The organism is Gracilimonas sediminicola (assembly GCF_024320785.1).
GTDB classification, from domain to species: domain Bacteria; phylum Bacteroidota; class Rhodothermia; order Balneolales; family Balneolaceae; genus Gracilimonas; species Gracilimonas sediminicola.
Genome location: NZ_JANDBC010000003.1, coordinates 365,237 through 381,700 on the forward strand (window position 1 = coordinate 365,237; position 16,464 = coordinate 381,700).

Sequence of the window (16,464 nt, forward strand, 5' to 3'; positions counted from 1 at the left end):
TTGAATAAACCTGGTAGTTCTGGTTTTTAAGTCCGGTTTGTTATTTGAAGAGTCGTGCTGCACGTCCTTCCTCTGTTGGATAGATATTTCTTAAAACTCCGCCTATAGTTGATTCATCGTCCCTATTTACGATTTCATAAACAATGGCCTCTTCGGTTTCATAATATACTCTGACTTTCCTTCCTTCAAGCTGCCGGAATGTTACCAGCCATTGCTCAATATCTCTCATTGTATTCTGAGCATCATACAAAATTCCCTGTTGAATAGAGCCATAAGGTGGCTTTTCAACAAACAGAAAGATGCTGGCAGGTGGTACTTCCTGTACTTCCGGGCGTTGATCGTCAGGTACCATTAAATATTGCTGGTACAGGGAATCGATGACGCCGTAGTTATCCAGAAAAAACTGATAGTTCATGAAAAAGTGCCGGTTCTTAGCCAGCTCACGATCCAGTTCCGGTCCTACCGTAGCATAAGTGTAAGGTATTCGCTCATTGATGATATCGTAATAGGCGTTGAAAAAGCCGTTGGGTTCTGTTTTGGGAAGCATACTGCTTTTACGTAGCCCTCCCTGATAGGCAAACAGGAAAACCACCATACCCAACGTTATTATCGGCATGATATAAGGGGTGATTTTCTCAACAGGCTTGATAATCCATTCCAGGAAAATGAATATTGAGTACATGCTCAACCCAAAGAAAATGCAGATTAGCATCCCGTAAAAACTATTAAGCTGATCCGGATCGATATACACATATTGATAATCGAAAAACGGGGTGTACAGGTATGAAATGAATACAAAAAGCATCAGAAATACCATCTCATCCCCAATTCGTTTCTTCTTTTGAACAAATAGCCGGATCAGGAATCCTGCAAATAAAGTTATACCCGCATAGAAATAGATCAGGCTTAATTCCTCAATGGGTACAATCAGATCTGTGGTAAAGCTGAATACCTGGGTATTAAATAGCTGATCCTGGAAAAAAGTGCCAACGCTGAGTCCTGATACCAGGCAATAAATGATGTACGGCGCCAGCGTAAGCACATAGATTGATATCAGGTAGAGCGTGATTTTTCCAAATCGCTTGAAGAAGTACTTCTGAGGGATAGAAAGAATCCCGACTAACATAAAGGGCAACAACACCATCAAAAGCACAAAAACATTTGTGAGGCCCGTTGCCACTATTCCCATGAAAATATAGAACCAGGGCGTTTTCCCACCCGACCGTATATTACGGAGAAAGAACAGCATGGTAGGCAATGCAAAACATAAGGAGAACGAAAGAGATGTCAGTTCAGATTCAAGCTCCATCGAAACGGGAAGAAAAAGGGTTGGAAACACCGCATAGATAAGAGCTGAAAGCAAAGCCGCTGATTGGTGCCTTCTTTTTGTAAGATCCCGCATTACCCAGAAAATGATAACGGCCAGGAAAAAGCTGATCAAAGCACCGATGATGTGCAGTATCATTTCCGGGCTTACCTGTGTAATGGTACTGAAGAAATTGATAATGGAGTGCATTCCCTTGGGCGTGGGATAACCGGAAAAGTATTCCTGAAGGCTCAGCCCTTTTACCGCATCCAGTTCAAAATACCACACCCTGCTGAACGGTGCTGAATTCTGAATGGAGGGTATGATTCTAAGCACCGAAGCTAAAATACCTATCCCTACAGCAGCAATGGAATATGGATTCTCTGGGTTAATGGTAGGTTTCTTAAAAATTCGTTGTTTGAGGTCGGCCCAGCTCAGGTTTTTTACTTTTTCAATAAACAGAACATGGTTAGCTACAATGCGGTTTTCGCCCCGGTTAAAAATATCTGTTACCGTACTTCCCTCCCATTTACGTTTAAAGAAATGCACCAATAGCGGCAGCATCAAAAGACAAAAAAGAATACTGATGAAGTCATAGATATGGAGATTCACCAGCATAAAGGTTCCAATGATGATCAAACCACCTAAACCTACCCAGGAAAATACAATACGATCAATTCCCCTTTTCTTTCCGGCGTGTTCAAAAAACAAAGGGGTCACAAAACCAAACACAAAGAGGAAACTGATGGTCAGTCTGATCACCGAGAATATGGCTTGAATGTCGTAGCTCATGAGCTCCCGGATTTCAGGGTGTTGGCAACTGAATCGGGCTGAACGGGAAGTTCACTCAAACCAATATTACTAATAAAATATGGGCGCCCTAAAGTATCCAGGCGAGCTTTGATTTGCCTTCTTTTGGTATCAGAATCAGCAAAACCTACAATAAAGTACGGCTTACCACTTTGGGTGGAATAGTGGTTCAAATATTCAAGCCGGTCGTTGAATTCTGCAGCAGACCGTATCCGGTACTTCTTATTCTCAAAGTCATAGTCGGATGCGAGGGCCTCAGTTAAAAAAGCGTCAACATCATCGCCGGTTTCTTCCAGTAAAAAAGCTCCCGCATTCTGAATGATTGACAATCCGGGGTATCGCTGCCTGATTCCCTCGATCAGCTGAACCATGTAGGGTTGTAAATGAGCACGGTCCGTGGTGGGAGCTACAGCATCAACGGTATCGAGGAACAGACCATCTATCCCTTTTTCCGTGATAGCAGGCAAAACTTCTGTTAAAATGACCCGCCGGGCTTCAGTACTTTCCAGGTCGATAAAAAAACTATTCCAGTTTTCATTTTTCCCCAGGAAACCGATTTCGGCTAAACGGGGATAATACCAGCGGTTGGTATCCACTTCTCCAAGTGTGACATAGGCAATGACCTTAGTGCCGGTGGCACGTAAAGCCTCCATTTCTTCTTTGGTATAAAAGTCGGGCTCTATAATTACCATGCGGTAATTCTGCACCTGTTCCGGTGTTACCTTAGCATAACAAACGCCAAATGGAGTGTGATCTGTCATAGAAAAGGAAGCCTGTTTTGTGTTGTTACACTGCGTGAAAAGAAGTGCCATTATGCAAATTGCCGAAAACTTCAGTTTCATTCTTCAACACCTAACCTCATACATTCTTGCCAGCCCAAAGCTTGTAAAAGCTGAATGGCCGTTGGAATCAATACCATATCAAATTCCACATCGGCACGTTCCATCAGGTTTTTCGATAATAACTCGAGCCATTCTTCGTCGGTTTTGGAGTCATCACCGGCATACGTTTCTACGAAATCCACAACAAACTCGAACAAGCCGATAATTTTCCCGGTCCACGGAATGCTTTCAGACTTCAATCCGGAAGGAGAGCCATTTCCGTTTACCCATTCGTGGTGAGTTTTTATTCCCTCAAGCACGTCGCGGTGTATCGAGAGCTGCTCAACCAAATTGGCTCCAATAAGAGGGTGCGAAAGCTCACCTCCAATTGTTTTACCCGGCTCAATACTTATAGCCCCCACATAACCGATGTCATGAAGCTTGGCTGTTTTGGTGATGATCTCCATCTCGTCATCTTCAAGCCCAAAAAACATTCCGAACCGCTGCACAAAAGCAACCATTCGTGGGGTGTGAAAACGGGTCTTCTCCCGGCTTTGTTCGATGGCGCGTAACATTTTGTAATACCCATCCATAAGCTGATCTGAGAAAAGCTCATTTTTATAGCGGTAGTCAAAGAGGTTAGCCAGCGACAACCCTATTTCTTCCAACAATCCTGTAACATCAAGCTTCCCTGCATTGTCGGTTTTCTCAACCATTAGGAAACCGGACTGATGCTCTCCGTTAAAATACTCAACATCAACCTGCTTGCCCCACTGTTTTAGAAACTCTTGTCCGAATTCAGTAGCTGAGAGCTTGTCGTCACTATCTTTAAAGAGGGCTTTTTCTCCTTCAGCCGTAAAATAACCGGCTACTTTTTCCTTCATCCCGATGGATGCAAGCAGCTTATGTCCGCCCGGGGTGAACTCTACGATGCAACCGGATTCTACTTTTCTGCCATGGACTACATACCTCAGCATAATCTGGGCGATCCCTTCCGTATTCAGCTTCCCGCTGCCTAAATCCGAAACCACATCGTCGATTTTCTGTTCATATTCGCGCTGTGGGTTACTCTCTTCATCATCGAGGGTGATGAGCCAGTTGGCCAGTAATCTCCCCACAATCGATAGTTTTGGGGTGATTTGATCGGGGCTTTTTGTGTACGGACCTGCGCAGTATATCCCCCACTGTTCTCCATCCTTTTTAAACAAGGGAATATGTTCGCACTGTCCGATGGAATGTGAGGTTATCCCTTGCTCTTTAAACACCTCATCCATGCTCATTTTCTTTTCCAGGTTCTGCAACTGGTACTCGAAATCTTTTATGTATTCTTTCTGCTGTGGTGATTGTTTGTGAGGTTCTTGTTCTTCGTTTTTATCACGTAGTATGTTCCTGGTAAGCACATGTCGCCGGTCGAGCACCAATTTATCGCCCTGCAATCTATACACAAAATGTACGGGTGCCCGGTACAGCAAATCCATCCAGTTTACGATATCGCCGAATGAGGGACTTTTTTTTCGCGACAGGTGTTCAGCCGATAACTCCCAGAATTCAAGCTGTTGCTCGGTTCCGAAAGCCTCCATTGAGAAAGCCTTGCTAAGCCGATTGCCCACAGTATGTATGTAACTTCGAACGTCTTTAATCATAGGGATACCTCAATATGCAGAGTAATAGAAATAATCGAGATGTTTAAAAAATCTTTTTGCCAAAATTCCGGTGGATATGCTAAATACCAGCGATCCGGCGATGAGGCCAATCACAGCATATTCTAAACCAAAAATACGGCTGCACAAAAATCCGGTTATAAAATTCACGAATAGTGAACCAATCATGGCATACATCACCATTTCGGGCCGATTCAGTGTAAAAAAGAACAGGCTGTTCAACAATCCATATATCAAAAATAAATAGCCAATGCTTGCCAGCCAAAAGACCTTAAAGGTCATTGGATTGGCGAAAAAATCTGAAATCTCGGGTACTTCATTTTCAAAAATACGCAGGCTCAATACTCCATAATATGTAATCAGGATTGATATACCGCCTACCACCAAAAGCAACAAAATCTGTTTGATATAGAATCTTCGAAAAAAGCGGTTGAACAGTTTAAGCTTTGAAATAACGGCTTTCTTCTGAGCCGGAATCAGGTTCAGTGAAAAAGAGTGCACGCTATACTCAAGCATGGCAATGGTAATTACCAGGCTAATGAGCGCCCAGTCCATGCCCAACTCATACGGAGTATTAAACCAAATAATGTATTCAGGAGGAGGTGGCCCGGCCGACCATGCCATTAACCGATCCATAAACAGGAAGGTGAAGTAGCAAAATCCATACACAAAGTAGCGGTAGGTATTGTAATAACTTACCTCACCCTCCGGCAATGATTGCTTAAAGAGTTCTTGGCGAAGAGCCCGGATCTTCAGCTTATAATAAATGTATGCATAAGCGGAGATTATGACGGTAGCCGTTAAAATCCCTAACCATTGGGACAGGTAAATGCCCAGTCCGGCAAAATCCATCCCGAATATCACGAAAATGGTACCTGATACAATTCCCATTAAAATCATAAACCGCTGCTCGGTCGCAAATAGTACGGATGCCGAAAGTAAAAGCAACGAGATCAGCACCATGTAAATCATGGACAGAATGATGAGCTGTTGCGGGTAAAAGGGCAAGATCAGGTTAATCCCAAAAATGGCTAAAGCGGCAATGAACACAAAGGGAATCCCAATTTTCATCACGGCGATGGTAGCTTTTGCAGCCAGGTAATAATTTCCCTCTCCCTTATACTTGGACACCAGCCGGCCCAACGTTTGAATAAATCCACCGGTTAGAATAAAGGAAACCATGGTACCCAATGCTACTACGGTTGCCTGTGCCTCATTAAAATCAAACCAGGCCCATAAGGCGTACTCAAATACAATAATGGCGATGATTTGTGAAAGCATGGGCATGGAAAAAACCATTCCCGCCGTATAATGCTTCGCAAATAGCTTGAGCGTACGCCCTATCCCTCCAAACTTAAACTCGTCGACATCTTCCGTAGCATCCCCTGCAGCTTCTTTTTCCTTCTTTTTAATCCGGTTGTACACTTCGTTGCCGAGGTCAAAAACAGAATCGTAGCCATAATCGGTTTTAGCATCTACATTTCGAACCCCAAGGGATTCGATGGTAGCGGCTACAGCCCATTTACTGATTGGGTTACCGATCAGCTCATATACCCGCTCTGTAATATCCTGAACGGCTTCAGCCTTTGCAGGACGTTCAAGTTGTATTTGATCATGCTCAGGCATACTCAAACTCCTCTTCTTTCACATGGTCTAACAACTTCAGCACCGATTTTACCTGAACACGCTCTTTCCAGGGCGTACGTTCGTTGGCGGCGAGCTTCATATAGGAGTCGTAATACGCATTCACCGATTTTTCGGTGGTGAATGTAAGCAAAACACGGTCCCGGGCTTTCCTGCCCAGCTCAAGCCGTAAATCATCATCATTCAGCAATGTAACCACCCCTTTTGCAATATCCTGCGGATCGCGGGGCTTGCATAAAATTCCACACCCTTCAAGAGCATCCCGTATCCCTCCCACGTCGGTCGCCACAACCGGACGGGCACAGCTCATTGATTCAATTACGGTGTACGGGAACCCTTCCGAGATGGAAGTTAAAATGGAGATATCGCCTTCATTGAAAATCATACTGGGTTGATCGTGGAATCCCCCAAAATGAAAAGTATCCTCCAGCTGCAGTTCCGAAACCAATTCCTTACATCTGGCTACATATTCTTTATCCACTTCAAGACTACCATATACCTTGAATTGTACCTCCGGGATCTCTTTTCGAACAATGTCAGCAGCTCGAATCATCGTCTCGATATCTTTTAAGGGAAAAACCTGGGCTACGGCGATCACGGTTGGAACGCCCTGTGTCTGCCTGGGTTTTGGAGTTGGTTTAAACAGATCCGTATTCACCCCGTTGTAGATAGGTATTATATTTTCCTCAGCTGCCTCAAACCGTTTTTCCCACTCCTTGTTAGCCGTTGTAACCGGCGAAATCTGGTCGGCCGTATAATACACCGCCCGGCTTACCATAGTTGAAAGATCAACAAGTAATTTTTTTGAAAAGAAAGGCATATCGGCCTGCCCTACGTTGATCAACCGCTCCCGCATATATACCCCGTGATCGGTTACCATACTTGGGATGCCTTTTTCATATTTAGCGGCAATAGAGATTAATGCCGGAAAACCGGCCAGGGTTGCATGGGTAACATCTATTTCATCAGAAATGGGTGCCGCAACAGGCATTAAAAAATGATACAACCAGCGCATACCAAAGGTAATGTCAAATACCCGGGGCTGTTCGTTATACGACAAATCAGACGCTTCAAAATTGTTAATGAGCGACTGTTTAAACCCGGTCCACAATAAAGGCTGCCTCAGGGTTTGTTTGTAGTCGTAGTATTGAAAGTATTTCCAAAGCCCATACAGGATATCACTGATGCGCTTTACATCGGTATAGGGATCAAAAAGGCATTCGATGAAGTCTTCAAAAATAGGCTTGAAATAGGTGTTGACGACCTTCTTGGATACCCGCGACTTCTTTTCAATTTGATAAGAAAACGGACGGCGGTCGTCGTAATAGTCTGAGGGCTCATCAACTCCCCACAGTGATATGTGGGTTATCCTTCGTATGTTTTCAGGCAGTCGATACCGGGTTTCAACATAGGGATTACCGGTAATGGCCAACAGTTCAAAATCTACCTTCTCTACCAGCTCTGTGCACAAGATATGCGACCATGTAGACACACCGCCACCGCTGTAAGGGTATGAACCTTCTGTCTCGAACAGCACATATGGTTTGTCTTTGCTCACTCTTCTGCAGCTTCCTCCACCCGGCTCATATTCATCATTAATGCCTCATAGTCAGAAAAAATATGTTCCCAGGTATGATTTTCTTTTACCCGGTCAAAACGGGTATTAACGTACCGATTAAAATGTTGCCGGTTATTCCAAAGCCTTGTTATTTTTCCCGCCAGGCTTTCCAAAGAAGAACCGGGGGACGATACAAGACCATATTTCTCGGTTAAATCACCTACACGAAACCCAACGGGTAACGCCTTATGAGCTAAAGCCTCTAACATTACCAGTGGCTGAGATTCGTTGTGGCTGGTTATCGACAAAAAATCAAAATCACTAAAAAAGTTTTTGGCTGGCTGGTTCCAAATACATTCCACTTCCGGATAATCCCTGCAAACAGATCTAACCTGCTTTTCAAGCTCGTTTTCATTGGCATCACTTAAAAGCATTCGAAATTTAGGAGTGATACTTTGCCCTCTGAACCCATCCACCAACTCAAAAAAAGCAAGTGGATTCTTCATTTCTGCGCATCGCCCCACCCAACCAATTACCGGCCGATCCGCTCTGCTTTTCTCCGATCTGAGCCAGGAAGCCGGGATTCCGTTGGGGATATATTTGATGTCCGTTGCGCCCAATTCTTTTTGATATGGAATATTCGATTCGGAAACCGTAACCACTTGCTCGGCATTCTTATAAGTGTATAAAGCAAGTTCTTTGAAAGAGGACATCATATTGATTTTATCACGGCTGCCTTCTGGAATTTTATATCCGCATTCCAGCGCAACCGCTCCCATTTCAATCTCCTTCCAGTAAATGGCATGTTCTGTCAATAGAAGCGGCGTGTCTGTTTGATTAGCAAATCTACTACCCAGCCACCCGGCAAAACCGGTATTGGTTACATGTACAAGATCAAAATCTGAATCCGAAAGTGTATAGCTCGACAACGACTGATTGTACCAATGTTCCAGGTAAGCCGAAGTGTCACTTCCCGGTTCAGGAGGTGAAATCCGGATAAAATCGCTGATATTGTCGGTTAATGGATACAGTGCTTCAGAAGGGTTTAATCCCTGAAATTCATCCGTAGCGATCTGTAAGATTGTAAAATCAAATTCCTGCAAGTGGCTCAAATAGCGGTACACCCATTCGCTTACGCCACCCCTGTACCACGGATAGGTCCCTTCTATAATGAGCAGAACTTTCATATGATTAAATCAGGAGTTCGCTTTTTTGTATAGCCGATATAGAATAGATCCCGATTGTTTAATTAACCTGGAGACAAGCTCAAACTCAGTAGATGAGAACAGCACCGACCGTTTCATTAGCAGTACGCCAAACATAGGGGCATCAGCCGGAACGTTCATATTATTCATTAACAACTCCCTCTCACTTATCGCAAACAACGGTACCGTAATTTCTGCGGGCAAATCTTCTTTCTTGGAGAAATCCACAAAAAAACCTTTCTCATCATTAAACACATGATTGGTCATGTAGGCTTCTTTGGTTTCCTTAAGGAGCTCAAAGCTCTTTTGTCCGCTTATATCGGTAACGTTATCCGGTTTTATTGAATTTTTAGACCCCAGATATAATAATTTGGATTGGTCATTCTGCACCATCCAGAAGCCGGTAAATTTATTCGAAATGATTTCATTCAATCCATTGCCCAGCGTTTCTACGGTATCAGAAAACGAACCGGAAATGGCCGTCTCCATCAATTTCATAACCAGCCGGTCTTTCTTTTTAGACTGATCTTCGTCCAGCCCGGTGATGCGTATATCCGTTACAATCTTCATTCGGATTATTTCAAGCACCCGCTCGCGGTCGTTATTCAAAAGTTCTTTCTTGATGAAATCAGCCGCACCCAAATCGTAGGCCTTCTGCTCTTTTTCAATCGTTGGCAGGTTCGTCATTATTAAAACGGGAATTTTCTTCTTCTTCTCATCCAACCGAATGGACTCCAAAAATTCCAGTCCTGAAATTCCCGGCATATGGATATCAGAAAGAATCAGGTTGACATCTTTTTCAGATAAAATATCAATGGCTTCCTGCACATTGTGGGCATTTAAAACGGTAAACTCGTTCTTAAGCAGGTTTTTGATCATGAAATGAATAGGTTCATCATCATCAATAACTAAAACCTTGTAATTCATAGACTTTCTAATTTATGCTAACTTTTCTTCTAAAGGTAAACTAATAAAAAACGTGGTGCCCTTATCCAATTCAGACTCAACCCAGATCTTTCCTTCATGCAGCTCAACATATAACTGCACGATATCTAAACCAAGTCCGGTTCCAACCTCGCCATTGGTCCCGTTTCTGGATGGTTGATTGGGATTGGTGAATAAATCTTCCTGCAATTTAACTGGGATCCCAATACCGGTGTCCTGCACTCTGATTTCTAAGCTGCCATTATTCTGGATTGCATGGACGGCAACTTCTCCCCCTGAAGGGGTAAACTTCAGGGCATTGGATACCAAGTTGTTAACGGCTATTTCTATTTTAGTTTGATCAGCTTCCAACTTTATACCGGCCGGACTCACGGAATAATCCAGCTTTACGTTTTTAACCACCGACTTTGCCTTGTTCATGGAAACAACTCGTTCAAATAATTCCGTGATTGACACGGTTGAGTATTCCAGTTCTTCAGGCTCAATTTTCTTTGACTCCCGGTCAAGAACCTCCCGCACCAAATTCAAAAGGTTGGTTCCACTTTCTTCAATGACAGAAAGCATTTGGGTTTGTTCTTCTGCTGTAATCTTATCGCTGTCCCTCATCAGTTTTACCAGCCCGATAATTCCGGTAAGTGGATTCTTTATATCGTGGCTTACCGTTCGTACCAAATCATCCTTTTTTTGGTTCAGCCTGCTCAACTCAATTTCACGTTCTCGTAAAATTTTAATCCGTTCGTTAAGCTGCTTTTGGAGGGAGCGAATTTGCAGGTGTGTCTTGATTCTGGCCAGGGTTTCTTCTTTTTGAAAGGGCTTGGTTATGTAGTCCACTCCACCATATTTAAATCCCTGTACTTTATCTTCCGTATCTGATAGCGAGCTTAAAAATATAACCGGAGTATCTTCAAGCAGTTGATTTGCTTTAATTCGCTTGACCACTTCAAACCCACTAATGTCGGGCATCATGATATCGAGCAAAATCAAGTCCGGTTCATGTTTCTTTGCCAACTCTATGGCTTCATGTCCGTTTGAGGCTTCAATATATTCATAGCCCTCTTTCGTCAGTACATGAGATAGCAGACGAAGGTTGGCAGGCGTATCATCTACAATTAAGATTAAACTTTCTTCTGGCTTCAAGTGCTAACTTTTTTTGGGTTGAAACTGCCTTCACTAAAGAACAACATTTTGCTGAAAAGGTAGGCAGATTGAGAAAACCTTACTAATTAATTTACTTTATAGAATTAACCAAAAAAGGCCTTCTGAATTAAAGAAGGCCTTGAGGAAATAACAAATAAAGTTGTGTTTTTTCAGCACTCAAAAGAAAAGTCTCCGAGCCGAAGAAATAAGGCTAATAATTAGTAATCAAAGTCGTCCATCATTTCCACCGGTTCCTTAGGCATCGCCAAAGAAAGGCCAAAATAAACTAACAGGCTGGCCCCCCATCCCATGAAAAATGCTGCTACAAAAATAAACCGAACAACTGTAGCGCTGATACCAAAATACTTTGCCAGTCCTCCGCACACACCGGCCCATTTTTTATCAGACCTGGATTTCATCAGTCTTTTAGAGTGTCGGTATCCATAACTATCGATACCGCTGTATGATGTACTCTTACCGGATGAAGATTTTGAATCAAGGGCGTTATTCAATTTGGCATTTGAGGAATAGGAACTTGATTCTGAACCGGGAATATCTGTATAAGAGCCTGAAGATGCTGCCTTGGCCTTCTTTCGGGCCTTTTTAATTTTACGTGCTCTTTTTCGGTCTCCAACAAAGAATCCAAAGCCTACCAGTGTAATCAAAGCTCCACCAATAATGGGTAAGCCTACGATAGCATCACTCACAAAATTTGCGAGACCTTCGCCAATCGGTAACCCAACCCACTGCACCAAAAAAGTAATAGCTAAAAACAACATTACCATGCCCGAGATGGTGGCAATATTCCAAATGCTTTTGCCTGTGTCTTTTTCCTCTTCTTTAAGGAATTCCTGCATGGTCGAGTTTAACTCAAAATCGTTAAACTCCAGAGATGCGGTACCGGTTCTTGATGCTTGTTTTGTTCTAATTTTGTCAGCCATAATATTTTTTCCTCCGTTGTGCCCTACGGCTAAATTAGCGCATTGTTACGCGAAAATCACTTCCTTTTCCGAAATTATCACATCCAATTTTTCGTCGAATTCTTCGATGGGTATTTCATCAAACAGAAAGGCGTCAAACACTAATCCTACTTTAATGGCCTCGGCTTCTCTTAAAAAACGATCATAAAACCCTTTGCCATATCCCAGCCTGTTTCCGGCTCGGTCTGCAGCAGCCATGGGTACAATAATAAGGTCAAGCTCCTCCACATTTACGGTAGTAATATGCTTTGGTTCTGCTACTCCCCACTTGTTCTTTTTCAGGTCAGAAAGTGAACGGATCTCCGAATGGGTTAAAGTCCCGTCTTCGAAATTGGTGACAGGCACCACGGCTCTTTTGCTTCCATTTAAAATATCTTCGAGCAAGCCATCGGTGTAAACTTCCCTTCGTTGGTCCATAGATATATAGGTATGAACCGTTTTAGATTTTTTGAAAAAGTCGGCATTTGTAAGCGAAGAGATAATCTTTTCTGATTTTTTCTTCCATTCCCGTGCCGCAATTTGCTGTCTTTCAGCTAATACTTTTTCCCTTAACTCCTGCTTTTTCTGGGAAATGGCGCTCATAATTCAATCAGGTGATGTTTAGTCAGATCCAACCCTTCTTTCTCAATTTCAGCAAGCAGTTCGTTCCAAATATCAACCCCATACTTATTCATGAAGTAAACCGGGGAAACTGCTCGCTCCTGTAATCCTCCATCCGGGAATAAATTCACTTTAATCTTCTCAATACGGTTTAGCTGAATTTCTTCCTGTTTTTTAATGGAGCGATATACGCGGCCTTTCAGTTTATCAAGCTCATTGCCAAATCCGGCTACCGTTTTCCCGACGGTACCATCCAAAGTGGGATCTATCTCATTTATAACTTGAAGGGGTTCTTCGGCCGAATCTTCCAGCTTTTGCTTCCAATCGCCGAATACCTGCTCTATATCTACGGTATCGGTTTGCTCGATAAACTCGGATTCGAGGTCTTCAATGCGCTTGCCATACTCACAAAAACTAAACGGTAACTTTTCCACGATTCTCGAAATTCCCGACTCTATAATAGTGGCGCTGAATCTTGGAATAATGGGAGGCATCTGCAGATCGAATTGTTTATAAAAGTCTTTCATTTGCCCATAGTAGGCCAATTCACCGGGTCCGGCTACATACCCAAGAGTTGGTAACAGCGTATCTTGTATTACCGGGCGCAGAAAAACATTGGGAGAGAATTTTTCAGGCCGTTCCTGGATTTCTTCAAGGAGTTCTTCTTCGGTCCAGCTTTTCTTACCGGCCTTCCATCCTTTCCCTTCCCGGTTAAGCTTTTGTCTGCCTTCAGTTTCAGAAAGGTAAAACAAGTTGGAATCACCATTCATCACCTGCCGATGAAAATCATTCTCGAGTTCCGAACTTTTTTTCTCTATGGCTTCGTAAATAACATCCGCTTTCGATATGCTGGCAGAGAATTCGTCGTTCAATAATTTTTTAACCGGGGCAAAATTACTCCCCGCAATCAGCAGCCCTTCTTCAGCAAACCACTGGTTTATTAATCCGGCAAATGCCTGGGCGTGGGCTTTACCTTCCTTATAGTGTTCATTTATTTGGCTCCAAAGAGCTTCCGAAAAGTCAGTATCAAAAAGTTCTTCCTTAACCTTTGATTTCAGTTCTTCAATCCGGCCGGTAACTAATTCATCAGAAACCGGCTTTCCACTTCCCTCTTCATTTAAATGAATTTTAGTGAAGTCTTTTCTGCCGGTTATGCCTGTCCACGCAATTTCATCAAAATCATGATCTTCATCTGCCAGCCAAAATACAGGAACAACGGGCCGGCCCAACTTTTCCTCATAATTTCGGGCAAGCAGAATAGCCGCCATTGTTTTATAAATGGTAAACATAGGTCCACCTAATATGCCCAACTGCTGGCCTGTCACTACAACCAGTGCATCTTCTTTACCAAGTTTTTTCAGCTGATCGGTTTGGGAAGAGGAAATACCGAGTTCATCATGATACTTTCTCAGTGCTTCTATGTAAGCGTCTTTTTGTCGAGCTCCGGAGAGGACTTTAGCTCTTCTTTCGATATCAGCTTCATCCAGAGGATTAAACTCATAAAATGAACTGAGTTTATCGTAATCGTTTATGTAGGTTGTGAATAGCGTTGAGTAAGACAGTTCGGTAAACGAACATCCAGATAGGTCCAAAATTTATCCTTTCATTTTAGAAATACGGTCCCGAATCTTGGCCGCTTTCTCGTAATTTTCGGTTTCAATAGCTGTTTGAAGCTCTTTTTCCAACTTTTCGAGTTGGGTTAATTCTTTTTGCCCGGGTGCCGGCTCATCGCTTTTGAGTGCTTCTTCGAGGGTTTGGCTTTCCGGTTCTGTACTGATCCCGGCTTCCTTCAACACCTCGTCATTCACATAAATAGGTGCATTAAACCGCACTGCTAATGCAATGGCATCACTCGGTCGGGCATCCAACTCTACCAGCTGATTCTCCCGCTCAAATATAATCTGCGCATAAAAGGTTCCTTCCGATAAATCATTAATGAAGACCTGCTTCACTTGTGTGTCGAAGCTTAAAAAGAAGTTCTTCAACAAGTCGTGAGTCATTGGTCGGGGTGGCTTAATGTTTTCGAGCTCAAGAGCAATAGCCTGGGCTTCGAACGAACCAATAATGATGGGGAGTCTTTGGTTTCCTTCCGCTTCTGTTAAGATTAAAGCGTACGCGCCTCCACTGCTCGGGCTTGTTGAGAGTCCCAAAATTTCCATTAATACTTTACTCAAATCTACACCTTTTATATGCTTTTGTAGGTTGGCTTTAGAAGGTAACGAATTTTAGTTAAGTCTTAAACCTGCTCATTTATTAATGCAACTTTAATCAATCTTAAAAAGTTTAGCCAAAATTCAATCTTTTTTCTTCCATAAAAATTCAAATAAAGCCTATATTCTCGCCCAATTTCGTTGACATTGCGAAACATTGAGGGTAACTTTTCAGCCCGTTAACCGAGAACATTTCAGATATATGCTCGAAAATTATTTTCCGATTTTAATTGTAGGTATCGTTGCCTTAATTCTGGCAGCTGCTTTTCTGATCCTATCTAAAATTTTAGGGCCGTTTCGTCCTAATAAGAACAAGTTAGATCCTTACGAAAGTGGAATGGATCCGGTCGGGGAAGCCAAAGACCGCTATTCTATCAGCTTTTACCTGGTAGCGATGGAATTTATTGTATTCGACCTTGAAGTCATTTTCATATATCCATGGGCGGTTCGCTATTTAGAATTTGGCGTAGGAACGTTCATGGCTATGATGCTCTTTATTGTAATACTATTCGTCGGACTTCTCTATACCCTGAAGAAAGGCACCTTAGACTGGGACTTAAATCATTTTAAAGCTTAATAACTACCATGGGAATCGAATCAGCACTTGGTGAAGGTTTTTTTACAACTAAAATTGATGCGCTCACAAACTGGGCCCGGGCCAATGCCGCCTGGCCGATGCCAATGGGTTTAGCCTGTTGCGCTATCGAAATGATGGCATTTGCCGGCCCGCGTTATGACGCCTCCCGATTCGGTTCGGAGGTAATGCGTTTCTCTCCCCGGCAAAGTGATGTTATGATTGTGGCAGGATGGTCGACCTATAAAATGTCGCACGCTATTCGCCGAATCTGGGACCAAATGCCCGATCCAAAATGGTGTATCGCTATGGGTGCTTGTGCATCTACTGGTGGTATGCATCGCTGCTATGGTGTGGTTCAGGGAGTTGATAATTACCTTCCGGTAGACGCTTACGTTTCCGGTTGCCCTCCCCGCCCCGATGCCCTGCTTCATGCACTGATGAAGATACAGGACAAAATTAAAACTGAGCACTCTGTTTTATTAGACACTTAAGATTATGAGTTTAGACTTGAACAAAACGGAACAAGGCGTTGTAGATGGCCTTTCTTCTGATTTTTCCGAGGATTTGATTGAAGTTTATCAGTCCTGTGGCCATACCTATATCCGGGTTGAAGAAGAAAACATTATAGACATTCTGAAATACCTGAAGGAAAAGCACCACTTTATTTTCTTGTGTGATATTATCGGAACCGACCGGTACACATCTGACGAGCGGTTTGAAGTTATTTACAACATCATGAATCTTCGAACTCAGGATCGAATGTTTGTGAAGATCAGAGTGGAAGAAGAGAATCCTCAGGTTCCAACCGCCACTTCTCTTTGGACCTCCGCCGGCTGGTTTGAACGTGAAATTTACGATATGTACGGTGTTCGTTTTGAAGGTCACCCTGACCACAGACGCATGTATATGCCGGAAGATTTCGAATACTTCCCGCTTAGAAAAGAATTTCCGCTGTTGGGTATCCCCGGTTCTATCGAACTGCCTAACACAACCCCAGATACGGAGTAAGG

Annotated in this window: 15 protein-coding genes; 3 read left to right on the forward strand and 12 right to left on the reverse strand. The window is 43.1% G+C overall.

The features are described from left to right. Nucleotides 1-40: 40 nt before the first annotated feature. From NM125_RS14620 to NM125_RS14675, 12 genes are all read right to left on the reverse strand, one after another. Nucleotides 41-2,098 carry a hypothetical protein gene (locus NM125_RS14620; protein ID WP_255135716.1) on the reverse strand — a complete coding sequence of 686 codons (2,058 nt, stop codon included), beginning with the start codon at nucleotides 2,096-2,098 and terminating at the stop codon, nucleotides 41-43. Further along, nucleotides 2,095-2,958 (reverse strand): glycoside hydrolase family 191 protein, encoded by an 864-nt coding sequence (locus NM125_RS14625; protein ID WP_489886130.1) that lies wholly within the window; start codon nucleotides 2,956-2,958, stop codon nucleotides 2,095-2,097. The genes NM125_RS14620 and NM125_RS14625 overlap by 4 nt, the downstream gene beginning before the upstream one ends. After that, on the reverse strand, nucleotides 2,955-4,580 hold the full coding sequence (locus NM125_RS14630; RefSeq protein WP_255135718.1) for an HD-GYP domain-containing protein: 1,626 nt from the start codon (nucleotides 4,578-4,580) through the stop codon (nucleotides 2,955-2,957). Before NM125_RS14630 ends, NM125_RS14625 begins: the two co-directional genes overlap by 4 nt. Nucleotides 4,581-4,589: 9 nt before the next feature. Further along, the gene (locus NM125_RS14635; protein ID WP_255135719.1) at nucleotides 4,590-6,224 is read right to left on the reverse strand and encodes a hypothetical protein; all 1,635 of its coding nucleotides are present in this window, start codon (nucleotides 6,222-6,224) and stop codon (nucleotides 4,590-4,592) included. Further along, complete coding sequence (pelF, locus tag NM125_RS14640) at nucleotides 6,217-7,800, reverse strand: GT4 family glycosyltransferase PelF (protein WP_255135720.1); 1,584 nt, start codon at nucleotides 7,798-7,800, stop codon at nucleotides 6,217-6,219. Before pelF ends, NM125_RS14635 begins: the two co-directional genes overlap by 8 nt. After that, a complete protein-coding gene (locus NM125_RS14645; protein ID WP_255135721.1) occupies nucleotides 7,797-8,987 on the reverse strand; it encodes a DUF3492 domain-containing protein in 1,191 nt (396 codons plus the stop codon). The genes pelF and NM125_RS14645 overlap by 4 nt, the downstream gene beginning before the upstream one ends. 9 nt (nucleotides 8,988-8,996) lie before the next feature. Next, entirely contained in the window at nucleotides 8,997-9,932 is a 936-nt protein-coding gene (locus tag NM125_RS14650) for a response regulator (protein ID WP_255135722.1), read from the reverse strand. 12 nt (nucleotides 9,933-9,944) lie between these two features. After that, nucleotides 9,945-11,087: a hybrid sensor histidine kinase/response regulator gene (locus tag NM125_RS14655; protein WP_255135723.1), complete on the reverse strand. Its 1,143-nt coding sequence runs from the start codon at nucleotides 11,085-11,087 to the stop codon at nucleotides 9,945-9,947. A gap of 218 nt (nucleotides 11,088-11,305) precedes the next feature. Next, the gene (locus tag NM125_RS14660; protein ID WP_255135724.1) at nucleotides 11,306-12,028 is read right to left on the reverse strand and encodes a PspC domain-containing protein; all 723 of its coding nucleotides are present in this window, start codon (nucleotides 12,026-12,028) and stop codon (nucleotides 11,306-11,308) included. Between the two features lie 45 nt (nucleotides 12,029-12,073). Then, on the reverse strand, nucleotides 12,074-12,649 hold the full coding sequence (locus NM125_RS14665) for a 5-formyltetrahydrofolate cyclo-ligase (RefSeq protein WP_255135725.1): 576 nt from the start codon (nucleotides 12,647-12,649) through the stop codon (nucleotides 12,074-12,076). Further along, on the reverse strand, nucleotides 12,646-14,259 hold the full coding sequence (bshC, locus tag NM125_RS14670; RefSeq protein ID WP_255135726.1) for a bacillithiol biosynthesis cysteine-adding enzyme BshC: 1,614 nt from the start codon (nucleotides 14,257-14,259) through the stop codon (nucleotides 12,646-12,648). The genes NM125_RS14665 and bshC overlap by 4 nt, the downstream gene beginning before the upstream one ends. A 3-nt stretch (nucleotides 14,260-14,262) precedes the next feature. Then, entirely contained in the window at nucleotides 14,263-14,841 is a 579-nt protein-coding gene (locus NM125_RS14675) for a bifunctional nuclease family protein (protein WP_255135727.1), read from the reverse strand. 238 nt (nucleotides 14,842-15,079) lie between these two features. On the opposite strand from NM125_RS14675, the gene NM125_RS14680 reads away from it, so the two are divergent. The 3 genes from NM125_RS14680 to NM125_RS14690 are packed head-to-tail and all read left to right on the forward strand — an operon-like array spanning nucleotide 15,080 to nucleotide 16,462. Continuing rightward, complete coding sequence (locus tag NM125_RS14680; protein ID WP_255135728.1) at nucleotides 15,080-15,454, forward strand: NADH-quinone oxidoreductase subunit A; 375 nt, start codon at nucleotides 15,080-15,082, stop codon at nucleotides 15,452-15,454. A gap of 8 nt (nucleotides 15,455-15,462) precedes the next feature. Beyond that, entirely contained in the window at nucleotides 15,463-15,945 is a 483-nt protein-coding gene (locus NM125_RS14685; RefSeq protein WP_255135729.1) for an NADH-quinone oxidoreductase subunit B, read from the forward strand. Between the two features lie 4 nt (nucleotides 15,946-15,949). Continuing rightward, on the forward strand, nucleotides 15,950-16,462 hold the full coding sequence (locus NM125_RS14690; RefSeq protein ID WP_255135730.1) for an NADH-quinone oxidoreductase subunit C: 513 nt from the start codon (nucleotides 15,950-15,952) through the stop codon (nucleotides 16,460-16,462). Nucleotides 16,463-16,464: the final 2 nt, after the last annotated feature.

Coding starts and splice junctions, on each gene's coding strand:
- NM125_RS14690 (WP_255135730.1), top strand. CDS start 15,950: ATGAGTTTAGACTTGAACAAAACGGAACAAGGCGTTGTAGATGGCCTT.
- NM125_RS14635 (WP_255135719.1), bottom strand. CDS start 6,224: ATGCCTGAGCATGATCAAATACAACTTGAACGTCCTGCAAAGGCTGAA.
- NM125_RS14630 (WP_255135718.1), bottom strand. CDS start 4,580: ATGATTAAAGACGTTCGAAGTTACATACATACTGTGGGCAATCGGCTT.
- NM125_RS14685 (WP_255135729.1), top strand. CDS start 15,463: ATGGGAATCGAATCAGCACTTGGTGAAGGTTTTTTTACAACTAAAATT.
- NM125_RS14660 (WP_255135724.1), bottom strand. CDS start 12,028: ATGGCTGACAAAATTAGAACAAAACAAGCATCAAGAACCGGTACCGCA.
- NM125_RS14665 (WP_255135725.1), bottom strand. CDS start 12,649: ATGAGCGCCATTTCCCAGAAAAAGCAGGAGTTAAGGGAAAAAGTATTA.
- NM125_RS14650 (WP_255135722.1), bottom strand. CDS start 9,932: ATGAATTACAAGGTTTTAGTTATTGATGATGATGAACCTATTCATTTC.
- NM125_RS14680 (WP_255135728.1), top strand. CDS start 15,080: ATGCTCGAAAATTATTTTCCGATTTTAATTGTAGGTATCGTTGCCTTA.
- NM125_RS14625 (WP_489886130.1), bottom strand. CDS start 2,958: ATGAAACTGAAGTTTTCGGCAATTTGCATAATGGCACTTCTTTTCACG.
- NM125_RS14645 (WP_255135721.1), bottom strand. CDS start 8,987: ATGAAAGTTCTGCTCATTATAGAAGGGACCTATCCGTGGTACAGGGGT.
- NM125_RS14620 (WP_255135716.1), bottom strand. CDS start 2,098: ATGAGCTACGACATTCAAGCCATATTCTCGGTGATCAGACTGACCATC.